The sequence below is a fragment of the Paenalcaligenes sp. Me131 genome (assembly GCF_050487225.1).
Lineage (GTDB): Bacteria > Pseudomonadota > Gammaproteobacteria > Burkholderiales > Burkholderiaceae_B > Paenalcaligenes.
On sequence record NZ_JBKQGY010000004.1, the window covers coordinates 246485 to 264715 of the forward strand.

The 18231-nt window shown below is 44.6% G+C and carries 14 protein-coding genes; 6 read left to right on the forward strand and 8 right to left on the reverse strand.

Annotated elements, in window-relative coordinates; genetic code table 11:
• Positions 1 to 2: 2 nt before the first annotated feature.
• The 3 genes from ACLPHM_RS16145 (at position 3) to ACLPHM_RS16155 (ending at position 3048) form a co-directional block, all read left to right on the forward strand.
• Positions 3 to 935 carry a 3-hydroxyacyl-CoA dehydrogenase family protein gene (locus ACLPHM_RS16145; RefSeq protein WP_430222227.1) on the forward strand — a complete coding sequence of 311 codons (933 nt, stop codon included), beginning with the start codon at positions 3 to 5 and terminating at the stop codon, positions 933 to 935.
• A 61-nt stretch (positions 936 to 996) separates the two neighbouring features.
• Positions 997 to 1479 carry a tripartite tricarboxylate transporter TctB family protein gene (locus tag ACLPHM_RS16150; RefSeq protein ID WP_430222228.1) on the forward strand — a complete coding sequence of 161 codons (483 nt, stop codon included), beginning with the start codon at positions 997 to 999 and terminating at the stop codon, positions 1477 to 1479.
• An 84-nt stretch (positions 1480 to 1563) separates the two neighbouring features.
• Entirely contained in the window at positions 1564 to 3048 is a 1485-nt protein-coding gene (locus tag ACLPHM_RS16155; RefSeq protein WP_430222229.1) for a tripartite tricarboxylate transporter permease, read from the forward strand.
• 870 nt (positions 3049 to 3918) lie between these two features.
• Here the strand turns inward: ACLPHM_RS16155 and ACLPHM_RS16160 are convergent.
• The 3 genes from ACLPHM_RS16160 to ACLPHM_RS16170 form a co-directional block, all read right to left on the reverse strand.
• Positions 3919 to 4545 carry a YagK/YfjJ domain-containing protein gene (locus tag ACLPHM_RS16160; protein WP_430222230.1) on the reverse strand — a complete coding sequence of 209 codons (627 nt, stop codon included), beginning with the start codon at positions 4543 to 4545 and terminating at the stop codon, positions 3919 to 3921.
• A 507-nt stretch (positions 4546 to 5052) separates the two neighbouring features.
• Positions 5053 to 6519 (reverse strand): YfjI family protein, encoded by a 1467-nt coding sequence (locus ACLPHM_RS16165; protein WP_430222231.1) that lies wholly within the window; start codon positions 6517 to 6519, stop codon positions 5053 to 5055.
• The gene (locus ACLPHM_RS16170; RefSeq protein ID WP_430222232.1) at positions 6516 to 6776 is read right to left on the reverse strand and encodes a helix-turn-helix transcriptional regulator; all 261 of its coding nucleotides are present in this window, start codon (positions 6774 to 6776) and stop codon (positions 6516 to 6518) included. Before ACLPHM_RS16170 ends, ACLPHM_RS16165 begins: the two co-directional genes overlap by 4 nt.
• Before the next feature lie 327 nt (positions 6777 to 7103).
• Here ACLPHM_RS16170 and ACLPHM_RS16175 point away from each other — a divergent pair, with 327 nt between their 5' ends.
• Positions 7104 to 8921 (forward strand): hypothetical protein, encoded by a 1818-nt coding sequence (locus ACLPHM_RS16175; protein ID WP_430222233.1) that lies wholly within the window; start codon positions 7104 to 7106, stop codon positions 8919 to 8921.
• 452 nt (positions 8922 to 9373) lie between these two features.
• Here ACLPHM_RS16175 and ACLPHM_RS16180 read toward each other — a convergent pair whose 3' ends face one another.
• Genes ACLPHM_RS16180 through ACLPHM_RS16200 form a run of 5 tightly spaced genes read right to left on the reverse strand, consistent with a single transcriptional unit; the run spans position 9374 to position 13941 of the window.
• On the reverse strand, positions 9374 to 10930 hold the full coding sequence (locus ACLPHM_RS16180) for an AAA family ATPase (protein WP_430222235.1): 1557 nt from the start codon (positions 10928 to 10930) through the stop codon (positions 9374 to 9376).
• Between the two features lie 6 nt (positions 10931 to 10936).
• Positions 10937 to 11500, reverse strand: a complete 564-nt coding sequence (locus ACLPHM_RS16185) for a hypothetical protein (RefSeq protein ID WP_430222236.1) — start codon at positions 11498 to 11500, stop codon at positions 10937 to 10939.
• Positions 11497 to 11697: a hypothetical protein gene (locus tag ACLPHM_RS16190; protein ID WP_430222237.1), complete on the reverse strand. Its 201-nt coding sequence runs from the start codon at positions 11695 to 11697 to the stop codon at positions 11497 to 11499. The genes ACLPHM_RS16185 and ACLPHM_RS16190 overlap by 4 nt, the downstream gene beginning before the upstream one ends.
• A 12-nt stretch (positions 11698 to 11709) precedes the next feature.
• A complete protein-coding gene (locus ACLPHM_RS16195) occupies positions 11710 to 13437 on the reverse strand; it encodes a hypothetical protein (protein ID WP_430222238.1) in 1728 nt (575 codons plus the stop codon).
• 15 nt (positions 13438 to 13452) lie between these two features.
• Entirely contained in the window at positions 13453 to 13941 is a 489-nt protein-coding gene (locus ACLPHM_RS16200) for a hypothetical protein (protein ID WP_430222239.1), read from the reverse strand.
• A gap of 642 nt (positions 13942 to 14583) precedes the next feature.
• Here ACLPHM_RS16200 and ACLPHM_RS16205 point away from each other — a divergent pair.
• Both ACLPHM_RS16205 and ACLPHM_RS16210 read left to right on the forward strand, forming a co-directional pair.
• A complete protein-coding gene (locus tag ACLPHM_RS16205) occupies positions 14584 to 15339 on the forward strand; it encodes a tyrosine-protein phosphatase (protein WP_430222240.1) in 756 nt (251 codons plus the stop codon).
• Between the two features lie 172 nt (positions 15340 to 15511).
• Positions 15512 to 18211, forward strand: a complete 2700-nt coding sequence (locus ACLPHM_RS16210; protein WP_430222241.1) for a beta-eliminating lyase-related protein — start codon at positions 15512 to 15514, stop codon at positions 18209 to 18211.
• Positions 18212 to 18231 lie beyond the last annotated feature (20 nt).

Sequence of the window (18231 nt, forward strand, 5' to 3'; positions counted from 1 at the left end):
GAATGGAACATATAGCTATTATCGGTGCAGGTACCATGGGGCATGCATTAGCTGCTGTGTTTTCAATGGGTGGCCATACTGTTTCACTATATGACACTGATGCCAAAACCTTAAATTCAGCTACTGATCGTATACTCAACATATTTGACACTATTAATTTATCAAATGGCTATGAGCATAAATTAGAAAATGAAGATATAAATCGTATTACTCTATGCCATAACCTACCTGAAGCAGTAATAAATGCAGATATCGTACTTGAGGCAATTATTGAAAGTCCGAAAGTAAAATCAGAGTTATATGAAAAGTTAATATCTCTTATGAGGAAAGAGGCAATATTAGCTAGTAACTCAAGTCATCTAGATATATTCAAGCTGATTCCAAAGGAGTTACAATCTAGGTCAATTATTACGCATTGGTATACTCCCCCCTATATTATTGATTTAGTTGATGTTGTTCCAGGCCCTGAAACTGAGCAACGTCATACTAAAAAGATAGTGAAAATCCTTGAAAATCTCAAAAAAGAGCCGTTGGTCTTTAAAGAGTTTCTACAGGGGTATATTGCTAATCGAGTCCAATCAGCCATTAATGCTGAGGTATGTGGTTTGCTCGATACAGGTCTAGTCACTCCCAAGGATATTGATATCTCTATTCGTGAAGGACTCGCACTAAGAATGCTTGTCCTAGGTGTGCTGGCCAAAGCAGATTTTACAGATTTAAACCTGATGGATAGTGGTCTACGAAATAAGAAAAACCCTATTGAAAGCAAGATAATAACCGAACTATTAAAGAAAGGGGATATAGGTATTAAGTCTGGTAAAGGTTTTTATGACTGGGGGAACGAAGATGTTGATGTGCTTTCAAAAGATCGGGACCTACGTTTATTAAAGATAAAAAGTACACTAGCTGATGTGAAAATGATGCTTGGTAAATAAAAGGAGCGAGGGATATATCTCAGAATATATTCCTTGGTATCCTCGTTCAGGAGTTATGTGTATGGCTACATCAGTTGATAAATTATCAAAAATAACATTTGTAGTGATACTGGCACTGTCAGTTATTTTGCTTATTTATACCTATACATTGACAGAAGTGAAATCGGCAGGCTATCTAAGTAGAATGTCACTGCCTAAAGTATTGCTTCTACTTATGGTCATATTAAGCGCTATCTTGACTTTCCAGGAATGGAGAGTGCCTCAAAGAAAACCAGATGAAGAGGATGTAGAAGTAAAAGATGAGTCTCTATGGCCAGCAGCTGTTGTTTTCGTTACTACCGCTATCTATGCGCTTTTCTTTGAGGACTTTGGCTTCATGGTTATGTCTATTTTTTGCTCTCTGATCACTCTGAGATGCTTTCAAATAAAATCATGGCTAGTGATTGTCTTATACGCTATTCTCGTTCCTCTAGTCATGCTTATTCTGTTCCATAATCTTTTGGGTTTACCTATCCCTATGTCTCCTTTTTCCTATTACTTCTAGATAAAAATCGTCGGGGCAATTAAACACCCTGACTAAATCATAACACTGATATTTTTGTTAAGGTGTCGACATTAGGAATTACATATGTTCGATTTTATATCCGTTGCCGCCGAGCTACTAACCTCTGCTGATAGCATTATAGTGCTAGTGGCAGGCTCTTTAGTCGGTATTGTTTTAGGTGCGCTTCCTGGTATTGGTTCAACAGTAGCAGTAGCGGTAGTGCTACCATTTACATTTGAGATGGGGCCAAATTTAGCTATTATCTTATTGGTAGGGGTATATGCTGGTTCCGTTTATGGAGGCTCAATCTCTGCAATCTTAATCAATACGCCAGGAACGGTACAATCTGCGGCAACTTGTTTAGATGGTTATCCAATGGTGAAGCGTGGTAAAGCAGGAGAAGCCTTAGGTTGGGCAACTGTTTCTAGTGTGATTGGTGGTTTTGTTTCCGCGGCTGCCTTAATTGTTATTGCCCCTCAATTGGCTTCGCTTGCCTTGTACTTTGGTCCGATAGAAACATTATCATTATTGTTTCTTGGTATGGTGTGCATCGTGGCTGTATCGGGGAAAAGCATTTGGCGCGGCTTACTCGCAGGTGTGCTTGGTATGTTTTTAGCTACCGTTGGCGGTGATCCCTACACGGGCGAAGCCAGACTTACCTTTGGCTTTTGGCAGCTTATGAGCGGCATTGACCTCATTGCAATGATTATTGGTTTATTTGCTCTATCGGAGGTTTTAATACAGGTCACGGATCGTAGTTCTAGTGAAGGCAAAACCCTTAAGTACACAGGCATGGTGTTACCTAAGCTACGCGATTGGTCAGGTCGTAAATTGGGCCTCATAAAATCTACTTTTATAGGCCTGTTAATTGGTATATTACCCGGCACCGGCGCCGCCACAGCTGCTTTTGTGTCTTACGCAGAAGCAAGTCGTAGCTCACCACGAAAAGAAAACTTTGGAAAGGGTGAGCCTGATGGGATTATTGCTTCAGAAAGTGCCAACAATGCTGTCACGGGTGGCGCACTCATCCCAACCATGGCTCTTGGTATCCCTGGTGACTCTGTCACAGCGGTTATGTTAGGAAGCTTTATTTTGCACGGTATCACACCAGGCATGAACTTAATGCGAGATCATGGTGACACAGTAACATCTATCTTTATCGGCTTTTTACTAATCAATCTATTATTACTACCTTTAGGTATGCTGGTTGCTCGTTTTTCTGCACCTCTATTTAGGCTAAATAAAGCTTATATCATGTCAGGTGTTATTATTTTATGTATGCTTGGCACATACTTGGTTCGTGGCAACGTATTTGATCTGATGGTAATGACTATTGCAGGTGGGTTAGGATATGTTCTTAGAAAGCAAGATATTCCTATGGCACCCATAGTAATTGGTATGGTTCTTGGGCCAAATATTGAAATGTCTTTACGGCAAGGGCTAATTATAACAAACGGTAATGTTTATAAACTATTATTCGATTATCCAATTGCGTTAACTCTAAATATTATTGTTGTTTTTGCTCTAATTATTCCTATTTTCCGTCGATGGAAGCTATCTAGAATATAATGTTTTTCTTAATAAGTAATTAAGTCGGTCACTATTTGGAAAAATTTTAATTTTACTAGGTAGTGATCTTTTACTTGGTTTCGTAATCAAATGGTCTGATACAGTGTAATGTTCTGGTGAACACACGTTGAATCAGGCAGGTTAAATACGAGTTTCTGCTGTCGTTTGAGGTGGTTCACTGAGTGAGTCTCAATGTTTTGCACAGTTGGGTAATGGGTACGAATGCTACAGCAAGCTTGGCTTGTCGGATAGTAGTGTCAACGAACTGCTGTTTGTTAACACGCGGCAAATTTCACTGCTGGAACTGGGCCACGTAGATGTTTACGATTGGCCTGCGTCTTGCTGTGTTTAATCTTGTCGAATATCGGATACAAACAGGTAAGCGTAGTTCTCTGGCTTACTGTAATACTCGGAGCGACGGTCAGTCAGTATGCATGGTAGCTCAGATATTTTGTTCTGCGAAGAAGAGTAGCACACGATTATTGAGCTGGTCTGCTTACCCGCAGGCGGCGTCTTAGTCGAATAGAACTTGGCTGTGGTTCATTTCGAATTCGTGTTAAGAACGCTCTTCGGATATATTCGTCTAAAATCTTTTGGTTCTTATATAGAGCGTATCCCCACCTCCTAGAGCGACTCAATATGACGTTGGATGGCATCACCCAGAGACAGAAGTTTATCCGTCACACTTTGCTGATGCTACTGTTGCTTACTGCTAAAAATGGGGCTATTAGCCTTCCTAGAATTTTTTCTAAGCAGGGCTAACTACTATCGCATCTGGAGTGGCCTCTTATGTGTGCTTACATTAACACTTCCACTCCACCTTTCAGCGAGCATGAACTACGCCCAAACTTAACCGAGGATAGAACCCCTTTATCTGTGGAGGTTATATCCCCTTGGTCTACCTAAGTTAGTAGCTCTAGGCTTATAGTGCCCTTGTCTATAAGAGCGGTAGGCTTTGTTTGCTGCATCACGCATCCTAAGCCTGCCCTTGTCTTCTTTGACCAAGTAGTTTGCAATAGCTTTTAGGTTCTGTATCTTTAAGCTGTCTTGGTAGTGAAGCATACCTACCGCTACTGTTTGGTATTTACTGGTGTTCATGTTGGCACTGTAGTAGTCACCGATGTTACGGGTGATAGTGTGAGTCCAGTATTCGCCTATGCCTTTGGCAAGTAAGTAATCATTTCTTACGTGTTGCCCATCAAAGAAAAATAGCACATGGTAGTGCCATTTTCTGTCTTCTCCGTACTCAAGCTTTGCCGCGTAGGTGATGTGGTGTTCGAATAGACTATTGAATCGCAAGTTATTTCTCAAGTGCGTAAATGCGTGATTCATGTATTCATAGGTGTTGATATCTTCGTAGTTACTTTGTAAATAGAAATCCATACGGACCACTAGTAGTTTTGAATAGTCAGTAAACAATTTATCGATGAGGTTATGCAGTCTGCTTTGATTAGAAGAGTTAACTGGTACTTGAAGATTGATGGTAGGTGTATGCATGTCTATGCTCCTATTGAATCAGTGAGGAATAGCTATTGAATGAAATGATTTAAATGGATATGTATAAAACCCTCTTGAAAATGGCTGCGCTTTTCCATTGTTTAATTTCAATTAAATAACATCTAAAACCTAAAATCATGAACCCAAGTTATGTAGGGGTTTAAAGTACAAAAAGTACATAACTATCGAGATATAACAAGCCAGTAATAAAAATAATTTCTACACACTTAGGTCTATAAGTATAGGGGGATATGTATAAGAAATACCCAACTCCAGCGTATAAAGATTGATCGCTTGCTTTAGGGTTTCGTTTCGGTTTTTGGTGATAAAAACTCAATTTGGAAAGCAATTTTCTGGCTATTTTCGCTATATAGCAGAAATAGCAGGTAGAGTAGCCTTGGAAGACAGCTGCAACTACCTGTGGGCTGTCGTGTGATTATTGGGGGCGTGGGTTTGACGCCCCTTCTGTAACCACCTAGTTTTCGGGCGATCGAGAATACGTTCTATTTATCTGTACAATGACGGGATAGCTGGTGAAGTCCCCGTATTCCTTAAGAACTGTATAAGTGGGGGCTTATGGTAAGGGAAGTACGCAATAGTCCCTTGTGCCGCTAGGTAGTGGAGTGCCAGCTCAAGCTTCTCTTTCTTTCTTAAGCGATTAGGGCCGTACTGCAAAATATGGGCTCTGGTTACTGTTTGTGGAAAACAGTAGTATGGGTTCCTATAAATCCAGTTTAACAATAGCTCTCCATATTCTTGCCCGAGTTGATAGACTGTTTTTTCACCAAAAATAGCAGCAAATTCTAACAAGTAATAGCGAGCTAGTTTGCATGCTGCCATAGCTGTTTTTGCGTCAATCTCGGTGTTGGCAGCACCATGCTGATATGCATGTAGCAATGCGGCGATGCGAGTGGCATTATTGAGAATCTTTGATCCGGCATCTCGGATATCACTGAGCCATCCAAACTTATTAAGCTGCGGCTCTACTTCATTGTATAGAGTAGTGAGATGATGACGAGCCTCCGGATTGAAGTTGAGAATCACTTTGGATTGATTGGCTTGATAGTGCATGGATTCCATTGACAGTTGTTTGATTCGCTTCTGAAATTGCTTGAGATGTATCTCGTCTAGATCGGAAAGAGCGTGACTGAACCGTTGCCCCTGAGTTGACTCAGGCGCTGTAACCAACATCCGAGATAAGTATCCCGATAAGCGTAGTAGGTCTCCTTTCTTATCGGAAATGCGCTTTAATACGGCTGGCTGTATCATCAGAGATAGAGTGAGTCGGCCATTCGTGATGAACGTATCCCCTGTTTTTCTCAGAATGGTGACATTATCACCATCCCACAGTTGGTTGCTGTTACTTATAAAGTCCATGTTTGTTCTGGTCAATAAGTTCCCAGCATCGCTTGAGTGCAGCGTAATTGCTCGGCCGTCTCCAGCAAGAGACTGGAAGAGAGCGGCTGGGGTGACGTCGGATAAGATTGAGCGAGTGGACTTGATGGCTCCTGGCTTTTGTTTCTGGTGGGTGCTCAACGCACCTCTCAATTTATCGATCTGGTCTTGATCATCCTGAATGATGCTTTTTTCCAGCTGCTGGATCAGATGCTTACGTAGTTTCTCCCAAACCAGACTTTCAACTTCCTGGTCAGAGGCTTTCTCAATACCGAAGCTCAGCATGTTTTTTTCATGCTCAAGCAGGGAGGAGGCTATCAGCTTATCTGTGCTTGTTTTTCGTTCTCCAGACTCTGCGACAACTAGAGTGAACAAACTAACGGGCTGTGTGGTTCCATACATTGTCTCTACGCCAAAATAGCCTTGTGCTGTTGATGAAAGCGTAGACAGAACCGATGTAGTGATAAGAGGCAAAGGAGACTGTACGTTGTTGTACACGGCATAAATTGTCTGATTTAAATCAGACGGGAGAGCTTGCAAGGCATCTATGAATACTTGATGGATGCTGTTACTCATCATGCTTCTTTCTCCTGCAGAACAAGAGAGTCTATATAGGCGTATACATCTGCTGCTTTCCAGCCGATAGATCGGGCTGATTTTTTGATGGGTTTAGGGAAGTTGGGTTTGTAGTATTTGGAATTGGGATTCATGTCTTCATACAGCATGGATTTTGAACGTTGCAGCAGCATGCAGACTTCTTTGATGCACAGTATGCGATAGCCTTCGTTGAGGGGTAGGTTACTTGCTGAAGCAAGCTGTTTGTGTAAATGGAGCATTGATAGATCCTGTATGGATTACAAGGACTCGGTTCCGAGGAGGTTCCCGAGGCTAGGTTCATACTGTATTGGAGTGAGGAATCCTTCCCAACCGGAAAGTTGGCGCTATGCTGCAAGCCCTCTAGATTGAACGTAAGTAAGGAGGGTAAGTGCTACACATCGCTAGGTAGGACGCTGGTTTCGCGTTGATTTCAAAGTGAAATTAAGGGTGAAAGAGGTAAACGCGGATGAATGTCAGTACACTGGTGTTGCGTGTATCTGTTGGGCTCCGGGGAGTGGGCCAACGATTCTTATTTTGATGGTTTACTACGGTTCTAATGAGAAGCTATGGAAGCACTTTCTTTCAGTCCCAATTCCAATCTGTCAATGCTGAATTTTTTGCATATCCTTGATGACGTACTCGGGTGCTTTGACTCTACCCTTGGTGTTAGAGGGAAGCGTTTGTCTTCTTACGGTACCAAGAGAGATTTCTATAGCGACAGCATGAAGCAGCAGTTGCTATTGGCTTTCCTGGGGGAGAGCAGTCTCGAAAGGTTGCAAATTCACTATCCAGATGAACTTGAGAACACAGAAAAAATTTTCACTCACTTGTTCGAGGTTTTTGAAGAGCTGATTTTTTTTATTCAACGTGAGTATGACTCCTCGCTGTATGAAGAAATAGAATTCCTTGGATGGCATTTCGTTTTTTTGTTTATGGTAATCACCGCTCAGGAAATGTCTAAAAGAGCTGATTCATATTTAAAAACGTGTCCGATTATCTATTTAAATAGGTGTGTCACCGATGTGTTTGAAAATGGTGGAAGAGTATCTAAAGCGATAAGATCAAGTGTGGGCCAGCTTCTCGATGAACTCAAGGGAGAGCATCAAAAGAGTGTAATTGGTATGTATACGTACCTAAATAAAATTGACGACAAAAAAAATATTTCAGCGTCGTTTTCCTCCGTATGTGAACAAGTGGATGATTTGCGTACTGAGCTCAAAGATCTCTATTGGAAGAAAGAGCTAGATTCTTATCAGGTCAGTTTGATAGACGAGTTGCAAGGAGTCTATAGCTGTTTCCTTGTTTTGGCACGTCTTCAGCGAGTGTATGAGCAGAGTTCTCAAAGGGGAGAAAATCAATTCTTCACGCTTTTAGGGCATTATTTGGAAGTCTCAGAAGAGGTTTATGCCGCCAAGAAGTTCCCTAAAGATGAAATAAAGGCTTATAAGGGTGATGCTAGGAGTGTTGTAAATCTGAGAGAGATTATTATCCCGTTTTATGACGGGTTTCATAATTACATTTGGACTGCTAGTCCTTTGGATAGGGCCTCACGTTGTTTGGAGGGGTATAGTGATCTCTATAATGGTTTATTTCTTAGTTTGGAAAACGTTAGTTTTGTAGAGGTTGAAGGTTTAATGGATCAGTTGCGATCTTACTCTCCAGCGACGCCGGAGATTGATAGGATCATCAGTTGTTTGATTTGCATGCAGCATAACGATAGAAAACAGGCTTTCGAGATTGTGTGTGGTTTGACAGATAAACTGAGTGTTTTGCCTTATTCTTTAAGAAATTTTGTTTGTCTTCTATATGTTGCTTTGTCTTTGTCAGCCAGCTTCAGGGTTTCGCCAAGAAATCTAGATCGATACGTGAGCATGTTTCTTGAGACTTCATTGACGAGGATGGTATATTATGCTGCGATGTGGGGTGATGGTGGAGAGTTAGTTGGCGGTGATTTGGAGAGCCTAGGGGCAGAAAAGGGGTATGTTTTTAATGCTGGTCTAGTGGATATGATTGGTAAGTACAATCGATTTATAATTAACAATAATTTCGATTTTGACCTCTTTCTAGTTAATCCATTTTTGAAAATCAACGAATTTTTGATTGCTTTTTATGATCGCTATGAAAAGTATAAGAGCCAGCATACAGACGAGGAGTGCGTCAGGCTAGCCTTGACTGGGCTTCAGTCTAAATTTAAACGTGCAAAAGCCTCGTTCATTGACTTTGGTTTTAAGGATTTACGAAGTGACTCTCTCATTCATAGGCTAGGCTTATTGGAGGTGGTGGATACATATTCAGGCTGCCAAGCGATTGGACGGTTTATCCAGCTGCCTATGTCTAGGAGAGAGTTTATTTTTGAAGAGTGTGAGAATGTGTTTTCCAGCTAATCTCTAGTGTGAGGCAAGAGTATCAGGATCCTAGCCTTGTGCCCCATCGATGTTGTTCATACTGGAGAGAAATAGTGGCATGTGACTAGAATGGAGCATGCTTATGTCCGGGAAGGTTCGAAGTGGTGTGAGTGAAGCCGATATCGTTGCTGGTATTTTTGTTGGTATCCTTGATTCTGGAAAAATAATATACCTTTGTTTTATAATGGCTTACGGATCTAATATGGATGACTCCATTCGCCATTGCTTTTAAAGCAAATGTCCAGCAAGATTCAAAAAGCCCGTAGAACGCAAGTTCTACGGGCTTTTTCCATTCTACATAGGGCTAATGTTTGATTCATAACATGGCGCTATGGTTCTTGCCTGCAGAAAGATTGCTGATAATTGTGGGTTTGCTAGCGATACAGAAGGCATTGCGACGCAGAGGAAGCGTGGCAATGCCTTTTTAAGTCTTAGCCTAGTACCTGACGTCGTGGGCGGCCTTGTACGGCTGACATACCGCCTATAGGTAATCCAGAGGCTGGTACAGCTCTTTCTCGTCCCCATGTTCGAATGCTTTCTATCTGTTCTGGTGCTGTTTTAGAGAGAGGCACCACATTTAAAAAGCTTTTACGGAATAGTTCTGGTGTGACACTGTTATCGCCATTGAGATAGGCTTCTTTCACTACCTCTCTAACCGCTGCCTCTAAGTCTGAACCAGCAAAACCCTCAGATAACTCAACCAATTCTTCCATCAGTTCTGGTGACTGAGAGGTTTTTAAGCCGCGTTGAATATATATGTCGATAATGTCGCGACGCTCGGTTGGAGTGGGCAGATCCACAAAGAAAAGCTCATCAAAACGACCACGACGTAGTAGTTCAGGTGGGAGCATTGAAACATCATTTGCTGTAGCCACGACAAACACCCTAGCACTGGCTTCTTGTAACCAGTACAGGAATTGGCCCACTAAGCGCGTGGAGGTACCCCCATCGCCGCCACCTTGTCCTGCTCCTGCTAACCCTTTCTCTATTTCATCAATCCATAAAATACATGGTGAAACGTGGTCAGCGGTTGCCAGTGCATCTTTGAGTCGTGACTCACTTTGCCCTAAATATTGGCCATGAATAGTGGATAAGTCCAACCTATACAAAGGCAGATTCCATGTGGCTGCGATGGCTTTAGCGGATAGTGACTTACCGCAACCGGGTACGCCTACGAGCAATACGCCACGAGGAGGGCGGATACCGCGCTCACGTAAATCTGCCGTCAATAGTGGACGTTCTTTATCCAACCATGATTTCAACCCGCCTAAACCGCCCACGCTTAGTGAGCTGCCGCGTACGTTAACTCGTTCAATACCACTAATGTCAGCAAAGATACGGTCTTTGGCATGCATGAGCTCTACCATGTCAGCCTTAGTAATACTGCCGTTAGCTAACAAGGTGGCAATAATGTTTTCTGCTTCTATACGAGTGATACCAGCAAGAATTGCAGCGGCTTGACGCACATCGTCGGCATCCCACTCTATAGGAAAATGTCCCCTGTAGGCATCCAAGTTCTCACGAATGATTTCGTGCATTTCATCTTCACTGGGTGCTGACAGTGTGAGTGCCATGCCCGCACGCTGTAGTTGGCCCCATACAGGTTTAGTGGTGATGACAATAATGGTGCCGCTATGCTCTGCCGCCAACATTACTACATCTAACAAATGCCTTGCTGAGGCTGTATCGTCCTCAATATCCGACACTTCAGTCAGTATGCAGGAGAGGTTTTGGCGCTGTGCGAATTGTTGACTAAAGAAATCCACAGCTCCTGTCACTGAGCGATCTTCATTTAAGGTTCGGCCACTCAGTAGTTCTCGTGTCCCTTGTGAAAGCGTATGCATATATGCAGGAGCGTTCAGCGGGCTAATCACCTCACGAATGAGCTCTAAGACGCGACTACGCTCTGCACTGCGAATAGATATAAAAGGAATACGCGCCTTCAAATAACGCGTCAAGGTTGCTTTAAACTCTGTGGTATCACTCATTGGGAATCAACTTAGGATGTTTCGTCGTCGGATGCCGCCAGACAATGGAGTAGTGTTGGATGAGAGGGTCGCAGGCGTAACGGTAGTACGCTCAATGGAGGACTCTATCACGGAGCTTTCATAACGACTTAAATTGTTATTACGAAGGACCACAGCCAACCTGCCAGTACGGTCTGTTTTTGCGCTGTCCTCTAAGGAGGTTTGCGCGCGTTGTGCAAATTTTCGCACTTCATCTGATAGGTGCGTTCGCAAGGTTTCAGGAAAGCTCTGAACGTGAGCTAAACGGTGTAGAAAAGCGAGACTTTTTCGTGCATTGAGAATGGCACGAACCACGCCTGACTCATCAGAGCTACGCTGTAAATCGCGGGTTAGTAAGTCTGAACAGCGGCTAAGCCGAGTATTAAATTCCTCGGCTAACCGTTTAGAGAATAACGACACTACCCCACCCACCAAGGCCAGACTACCTTGACTCATGCTCATCAAACATGCCTCATCGTGATTGCCTGTCGCTAATAGCTCTAGACACTCACTCCACTGCGCATAGGTTTGCAAGGTTACCGTATTGCTCATGATCGTTGACGACGTACGAATGCTGTAGCAGGTAATAAGTCCCAATCAGGTAAGGCACCCGCTAAGGCGTCTTGGTTTGCGGGTAGCATGGCTGGTTGCGGTGCGGCTGTACTCTGCACGCTTTCCTGAGAGGTGTGTTTGATAGGATCTTGCTGATCTGTATTGGTTTCTGTATCGGTATGAATTTGACGAACCATGATAATGACTCTTTACGCTGGATTCATGACACGACGAACCGCATCATAGGAAGATAAAACGTGTTGTTCTGGGCTGATGCTTTCAACAAAAGTTTGCACTTTCTCTGCATAGGCGTCTCGGGCCTCTATATCACGCCGGAACTCCACAACCTCTGCTATGCAAGCTCGTAAAACACCGCTTGCTTCCTGACGGAGTTTTGCGTAATTAGCGCGAATTTTTACGCGTTGAGATTCCAGTCCGCGGTAAGCGAAAAACACCCATAATAAGCAAGCAACTCCTATTAACAAGGCTATTCCACCATAGGACAATGCACCCACCACTAGCAATGCACCAACAGCACCTGCAATCCAGTGTGTGGGGCGGAATTTCACCTCTTTAAGCGCTGCTGCCTCTCGTTGTTCAATGGTGTTATCCAAACTGCGCAGTAACTCCGCCTCGTTTTCACCATTTTGGGTGATACCGCTCCAGGTGTCGTTTACACCAATATCCATGCTAACTTCGACATCCACTGGTACCGCTTGGCGCACTGTGGCAGTAATGTCAGCATGGCCATCTAAAATCCAATCACGTGAGTGAGCAACTGCAAATCGTTGGGTGGCGCGTGTGACATGCGACATCTCAGGATACATGGCGGCGTTAGTGAGCAATTGTGTGAAGTCAACCTCAGACTCTAATGCCACACTTTGTTGATCGAAGCGTTGCTCGGCTACACGGCGATCACCGCCTTCTTCAATAATCAGATTTACTCTTCGTTCCTCACGGCGCAATGGCAGTTCTTCTTCGTCGAAACTGCTCACGAGTTTTGTGAGTAAGTCGTCGACGGCAATCAACACACTGTTCGCAGGACGAATTTCGCCGTCAAAGATGGTTTCAAAGTGTTTTAATACGCATTCCTGCATGGCCATGTTATTTATTGTTTGATTCAACGTTGGCCATGTACTGCTGTAACGTTGCAGATGTGGATAGCTACCTGCGTAATCATTGTTAGGTGTCTTAGAGCTTAAGGCTAAGCTCCATTGCTTGCGCTGGCCCTCGGCAAACCCTACTTGCTCTGATAACTCTGCAATCCATGCCTCAATGCGCTTATCGCACTGCATTGTTACATTGGTGCCGAAAATCCCATTCGCCAGTGCATCAATCATGATCACTGTTTGTCTATTTAGTTCGTAAGGATTTTGTAAACCGAAATAACGATCTAACCACGTTAGGTTTAAATCATTACGGTCTGCTCTACGAGCAATAAGTCCAAAGAATAGAGAAGTTTTTTCATCGTCTCGGCGTATGGCTTCTGCTAAAGCTCGCTCTGCCAATGGGCGGTTATCACTTAACCATGCTGACAAAGCCACCAGTGCTGGAGCTAACCAGTAGCGCGGTGCTGAGATGATGTGTTCTTCTGTCGCACCGCGTAAGGTTTCTTGGCGTACAAGTTGAATATCAGAGGCTTGCAGAATACCTGTAGCTTGACGTCGAACTACCCCATAATGCGTAAACTTGTTATCCAACTCTTGGCGGATTTTAACCAGGCGAGTTTCTGCTAAAGCAACTTCTTTAGCACGCCCGTCTTTTTCAATAAAATCCTGAATCAGTTGCTCTAATCTCGCCAACTCGGAACGGGTATCGCTCAACTCCTGACCTACGGTATGTACTTGCCCTGATACCACACCAATATCACTACTTAGACTTCGTAGTGTATTAAAAATATTGCTAAGGTCTGCTGCTTGAATAATACGATCAGACATGTCGTTCCAAATAGGTTAAAGATCAATAATAGCGGTTTGTCCTGACTGACTTACGGTGATTAGTTTGTCAGTGTAGACCTCAATAAAAGAATAGTGAGGCAGGCGTGCGAGAGAACGAGCAGCTTCCATGCCCTTAGGTAAAGGAGCACCTTTCTTGTAGTGCTGAATAATCTGTCCAACATAATCTAGGGTATGTACCTCAAACGGTTCGCCTAGATAGCATTTAGAAATAATTCCAATAGGTAACCCTTCAATCTGCACATCAGGGAACTCAGCATGCATTGCATCGACCAATGCCTGAGTTTGGGTTTGACTGTGTACATGCCCCCCGGCATCTAGCGTAGTCATAGCCTCGATATAGGCAGTAGATCTCTTTTGCCGCAAACGAGCTTTCAGAGCAACAGCGTCGAGTTTGCTGCGTGTAGATGAGGCTGCTGATTGACTCTGCACGTTTGTTTGTAGTTGCGGGGCTTTATTCATAACCCCAAGTAGCGCTCGTGCCATAGTAATGCCATGCCGGTTTATAGGCTCAATTGATTAAGAAGTATTTGTAAACTTGTCAAAAACAAGTTTAAAAGTAAAAGTGCGATTAATCTTCGGCCCTAGGAAAATTAAACGTATATCTGGTTTCTTGCGATCGTAATTTCGAAAATGGTTACTGCTTTTGTTATCAAATCATGCTTTGCTGTAGACAGTAGCGTGTCCTAACAAAATACTAGGTATTGTAATCAAAAGGACTACCCGTGACACGTTACTGATTTACGTGCGTGATGTAATGATAAGCACCGTTAATGATGTAGTAGATTGTTTGTATTAATACGATTTTGATAGCGCATGCCACTTTTAGGGTTGTTGACGTATTGCAGGTGGAAAATGGTGGCATCTGCACCTGCTACCTTTAGGTTTGTACGAGACTTGCTTGCTTAAGCCCTTATAATGACCACAAATCAGCACAAATAGAGGTAAGGACCATGCGGATCGCATTATTTATTTTTGGTGCCATAGCCGTGGTTTACCTGGTACTTAAAGGTTTTAAGCAGGTAATAGAGGAAAGCCGTGAAAAGCGGCAAAACCAAGATTCAGACCATAGGCTGAAATAACTATCGTAGTAAGCCTGCCAACGTGGTGTAGTTACAGGACGGTTTAATGGATACAGAGCAAAATGTACAAGGGCAACGCGCCGTTGCTTTTGAGGGCGTTACGAATTTTCGGGATTTAGGCGGTTATCAAGGCGTAGATGGCGGGCGAGTGCGTTGGCAAACCCTCTACCGATCTGCGCACCTTGCTGACCTCACCGCCGCTGACCAGCAGCAACTGCAGGGTCTACAGGTCAATCAAAGCATAGACTTGCGCGGCCAGTTTGAACGCCAGAAAAAACCTTATAACTACCAGTTCTTGCAGCACACGGTGTGTGGTATTGAACCCGAGGTAGCTAGATTGGTAGATGGTATGGTGCAGCAGCATGGTCATGTCACGCCGGTGCAAGCCAGCCAGTATATGCAAAGCATGTACCACGACTTTCACGAGAACAATCAAGCTCACTTTTCACAGTGCATCAGCACCGTATGTGCGGCGTCCGAACCCTTAGTCGTGCATTGCACCGCGGGTAAAGATCGTACAGGTTTTGCATCGGCACTGTTGCTGAGTATGTTGGGTGTGCACCGTGACGATATCTTGGCCGACTACATGCTGACTCAACAGTACTATCACCGTTCCTTTAACGCTGAATATGGCATGAGCGAAGCGGTCATGCGTATTTTGTGGGGGGTGAGTGCGCAGTATTTAGAGCAAAGTTTTACCGAGCTCGATGCTCAATATGGTTCTGTGATGAATTATGTGAGCAAGGGGTTGAACATTAAAGACGACGAAGTAGCGCAATTGCGTGACCGGTTGCTGGTGTAAGCAACTGGTTCTGGCTGCCTATACGGCCACGAAACTTGAAATCTAAAGCGGTGTGCGAGTCTGTAGCGTTATGTGCTGAATAGAAGCATTTGGTAACATAGATGTACGGTATGGTTCTCACACCCCTTTTCGAGTTTGCCTCGCACGAGGCCTGATGGTCTGTATAGGAGTCATGGATATGAGCTCGCAAGCGCCAGTAGGTACGTCTTCCCTCGATCAAATTTTCTCACTGGGGGCCGTACGATCGGACCTCTGGCGTGATCTGTTAGTCGCCGCTCAGAAATGGGCCCGCCAAGAGGGTGACAATCAGGTAGTACAAGAAAAATTTCAAAACCTGCGTGATCTGGAAATCCTTCATGCGTACCCCGGCCGCCATTTGATGGCCACGTTGGCCGCTCATTTGCAAGAAGACCGACATACCGCGTTTGTAGAGCTAGCCAGCCGCATCTCTTTTGCCATTCTGGCACGCTATTACAAAGATGATTCCCGCGAATGGGAAGCCAATAATGACGTAGATCACTACGGCGATATTCGCCACGAAGGTGAAAGTTTAGGCGGCGGTAGACCATACTTTGAGGTGTTAGTCGTAGCACCTGGCAACAGCCCTCGTGTAGAGCGTAACGTACAGCTATTACGCGCGCAGCGTCGCAAAGAAGATGACTTTGTGTACGAACCTGTGGTGGTAGATAACTTTCAAGATGCTTTTTGCGCTATCTCGGTAAACAGCAATATTTGCGCCGTCGCCATCTTTGAAGGCATAGATTTCAAAAGCAAGCAGTCGGTACCGCTGCTAGACCAAGCCATCCAAGAGCTGGATGTGCATGTGGATGAAAGCCATTTAGCCTTGCAATTGGCCGTCACGCTGGCGGATTACCGCCCTGAGTTGGACATTTATTTACTGTCAGATTTGCGTCCGGAAGAGATTGCTAGCGATGAGCGCGCTAAGAGTGTGCGCCGTGTACTGTATGCGGTAGAAGAGCCTATGGAACTGCACTTATCCATTTTGGAAGGTGTACGTGCCCGTTATCAGACCCCATTTTTTGACAACCTCAAACGTTACGCCAGCAAGCCCATCAGCACCTTCCATGCGCTGCCTATTGCTCGTGGTAAGTCGGTGTTTAAATCAGATTGGATTCGCGACATGGGCGAATTCTATGGCCTGAACCTGTTTTTGGCCGAATCCTCAGCCACTACCGGTGGTTTAGATAGTTTGTTGGAGCCCACAGGTAACATCAAAAAAGCCCAAGAACGTGCCGCTAAGGCCTTTGGTGCCGAGCATTGCTTTTTTGTAACCAACGGTACCAGCACCTCGAACAAAATGGTGTTGATGGCTATTGCGCAGCCCGGGGACATCATTATTGTGGACCGCAACTGCCATAAGTCGCACCACTACGGCATGGTGTTGGGTGGCTTGCAGCCTTACTACGTGGAGGCCTTCCCGATGAAGGAATACTCCATGTATGGCGCAGTACCGCTGCAAAACATTAAACGTGCCTTGTTGAACCTGAAAAAAGAAGGCAAGTTGGATCAAGTGCGTGCGGTGGATTTAACCAACTGCACCTTTGACGGTCACGTCTATAACACTCGACGTGTGATGCTAGAGTGCTTGGCCATTAAACCTGATCTTGTGTTTTTGTGGGATGAGGCATGGTTCGGCTTTGCGCATTGGTCACCATTTTTGCGTCCTCGTACTGCAATGGGGGCGGCATCCTACATCGAAAAATGGATGGCTAACCCAGAGTCAGTTAAAGAATACGAGCGTCAGCAGCAAGAGTTGGGCGACAACCCTAGTGATGAGCAATTGCTGAGTACGTACTTGTTGCCGGATCCACGCCAAGTACGCCTGCGTGTGTACCAGACTAACTCCACCCATAAGTCCATGTCGGCGATACGACAAGGTTCTATGGTATTGGTTAAAGACGTGGATTTCTACAGCATTGAGCCGCAGTTGCACGAGGCTATCTTTACTCATGCGACCACCAGCCCTAACCAACAGTTGATCGCCTCGCTAGACGTTGCGCGCAGACAGATGGAATTAGAAGGCTATGGCTTGGTGAACAATGCGATTCAGATCGCGTTTGATATTCGCAGTCAAATTAACAAACACCCACTGATTTCGCGTTATTTCCAAGTGCTGGGTGCAGACAAGATGATCCCTGCCGAGTACCGTCAAAGCGGTTTCCAAGACTTCTTGGTGCCCGGTACAAACTGGGATGATGCCGTATGCAGCATCCGTGATGATGAGTTCTTCCTAGACCCAACACGCATTACGCTAGTGTGCGGTACTGCAGGTTTTGACGGTACGCAATTCAAACAATTGCTGGCAGATCGTTTTGACATACAACTGAACAAAACGTCACGTAACTCGGTCTTGCTACAGTCCAATATCAACAACACCCGTAGTGACGTGGCGCACTTGATTCGCGTATTGCTGGAGATTTCTAGCGACGTAGAGCAGAAGCTGACCAAGACCGGCGAACAAGGGCGACTGCGCTTTGAAGAGCGTGTGACCAGCCTGATGCACGACGTGCCTGATCTGCCTAACTTCAGCCATTTCCATGAGAAATTCCGTCATGACAGTAACGGTGCGGTAGCGGTAGAGGGCAATATACGCGAGGCTTTCTTCATGAGTTGGAAAGAAGAAAATTGCGAGTATGTGGCCTTGAATAGCGAAGAGTGCGATAGACGCCTGCAAGAAGGGCCGCCGATGGTATCAGCCAAAATGGTGATTCCGTACCCTCCAGGCTTCCCTATCTTGGTGCCTGGTCAGGTGATTAGCCGCGACACCATTGAGTTCATGCGCAAGCTGGACGTGAAAGAGGTGCACGGTTATGAAGCCAGCCGTGGGCTGCAGCTACTCAAACTTCGTTAATACAACTATGAGCTAATCGT

What these genes read in the sequence shown, in the direction of transcription:
- ACLPHM_RS16145 (WP_430222227.1), top strand. Translation starts at nt 3, where the DNA reads ATGGAACATATAGCTATTATCGGTGCAGGTACCATGGGGCATGCATTA.
- ACLPHM_RS16150 (WP_430222228.1), top strand. Translation starts at nt 997, where the DNA reads ATGGCTACATCAGTTGATAAATTATCAAAAATAACATTTGTAGTGATA.
- ACLPHM_RS16155 (WP_430222229.1), top strand. Translation starts at nt 1,564, where the DNA reads ATGTTCGATTTTATATCCGTTGCCGCCGAGCTACTAACCTCTGCTGAT.
- ACLPHM_RS16160 (WP_430222230.1), bottom strand. Translation starts at nt 4,545, where the DNA reads ATGCATACACCTACCATCAATCTTCAAGTACCAGTTAACTCTTCTAAT.
- ACLPHM_RS16165 (WP_430222231.1), bottom strand. Translation starts at nt 6,519, where the DNA reads ATGATGAGTAACAGCATCCATCAAGTATTCATAGATGCCTTGCAAGCT.
- ACLPHM_RS16170 (WP_430222232.1), bottom strand. Translation starts at nt 6,776, where the DNA reads ATGCTCCATTTACACAAACAGCTTGCTTCAGCAAGTAACCTACCCCTC.
- ACLPHM_RS16175 (WP_430222233.1), top strand. Translation starts at nt 7,104, where the DNA reads ATGGAAGCACTTTCTTTCAGTCCCAATTCCAATCTGTCAATGCTGAAT.
- ACLPHM_RS16180 (WP_430222235.1), bottom strand. Translation starts at nt 10,930, where the DNA reads ATGAGTGATACCACAGAGTTTAAAGCAACCTTGACGCGTTATTTGAAG.
- ACLPHM_RS16185 (WP_430222236.1), bottom strand. Translation starts at nt 11,500, where the DNA reads ATGAGCAATACGGTAACCTTGCAAACCTATGCGCAGTGGAGTGAGTGT.
- ACLPHM_RS16190 (WP_430222237.1), bottom strand. Translation starts at nt 11,697, where the DNA reads ATGGTTCGTCAAATTCATACCGATACAGAAACCAATACAGATCAGCAA.
- ACLPHM_RS16195 (WP_430222238.1), bottom strand. Translation starts at nt 13,437, where the DNA reads ATGTCTGATCGTATTATTCAAGCAGCAGACCTTAGCAATATTTTTAAT.
- ACLPHM_RS16200 (WP_430222239.1), bottom strand. Translation starts at nt 13,941, where the DNA reads ATGGCACGAGCGCTACTTGGGGTTATGAATAAAGCCCCGCAACTACAA.
- ACLPHM_RS16205 (WP_430222240.1), top strand. Translation starts at nt 14,584, where the DNA reads ATGGATACAGAGCAAAATGTACAAGGGCAACGCGCCGTTGCTTTTGAG.
- ACLPHM_RS16210 (WP_430222241.1), top strand. Translation starts at nt 15,512, where the DNA reads ATGGATATGAGCTCGCAAGCGCCAGTAGGTACGTCTTCCCTCGATCAA.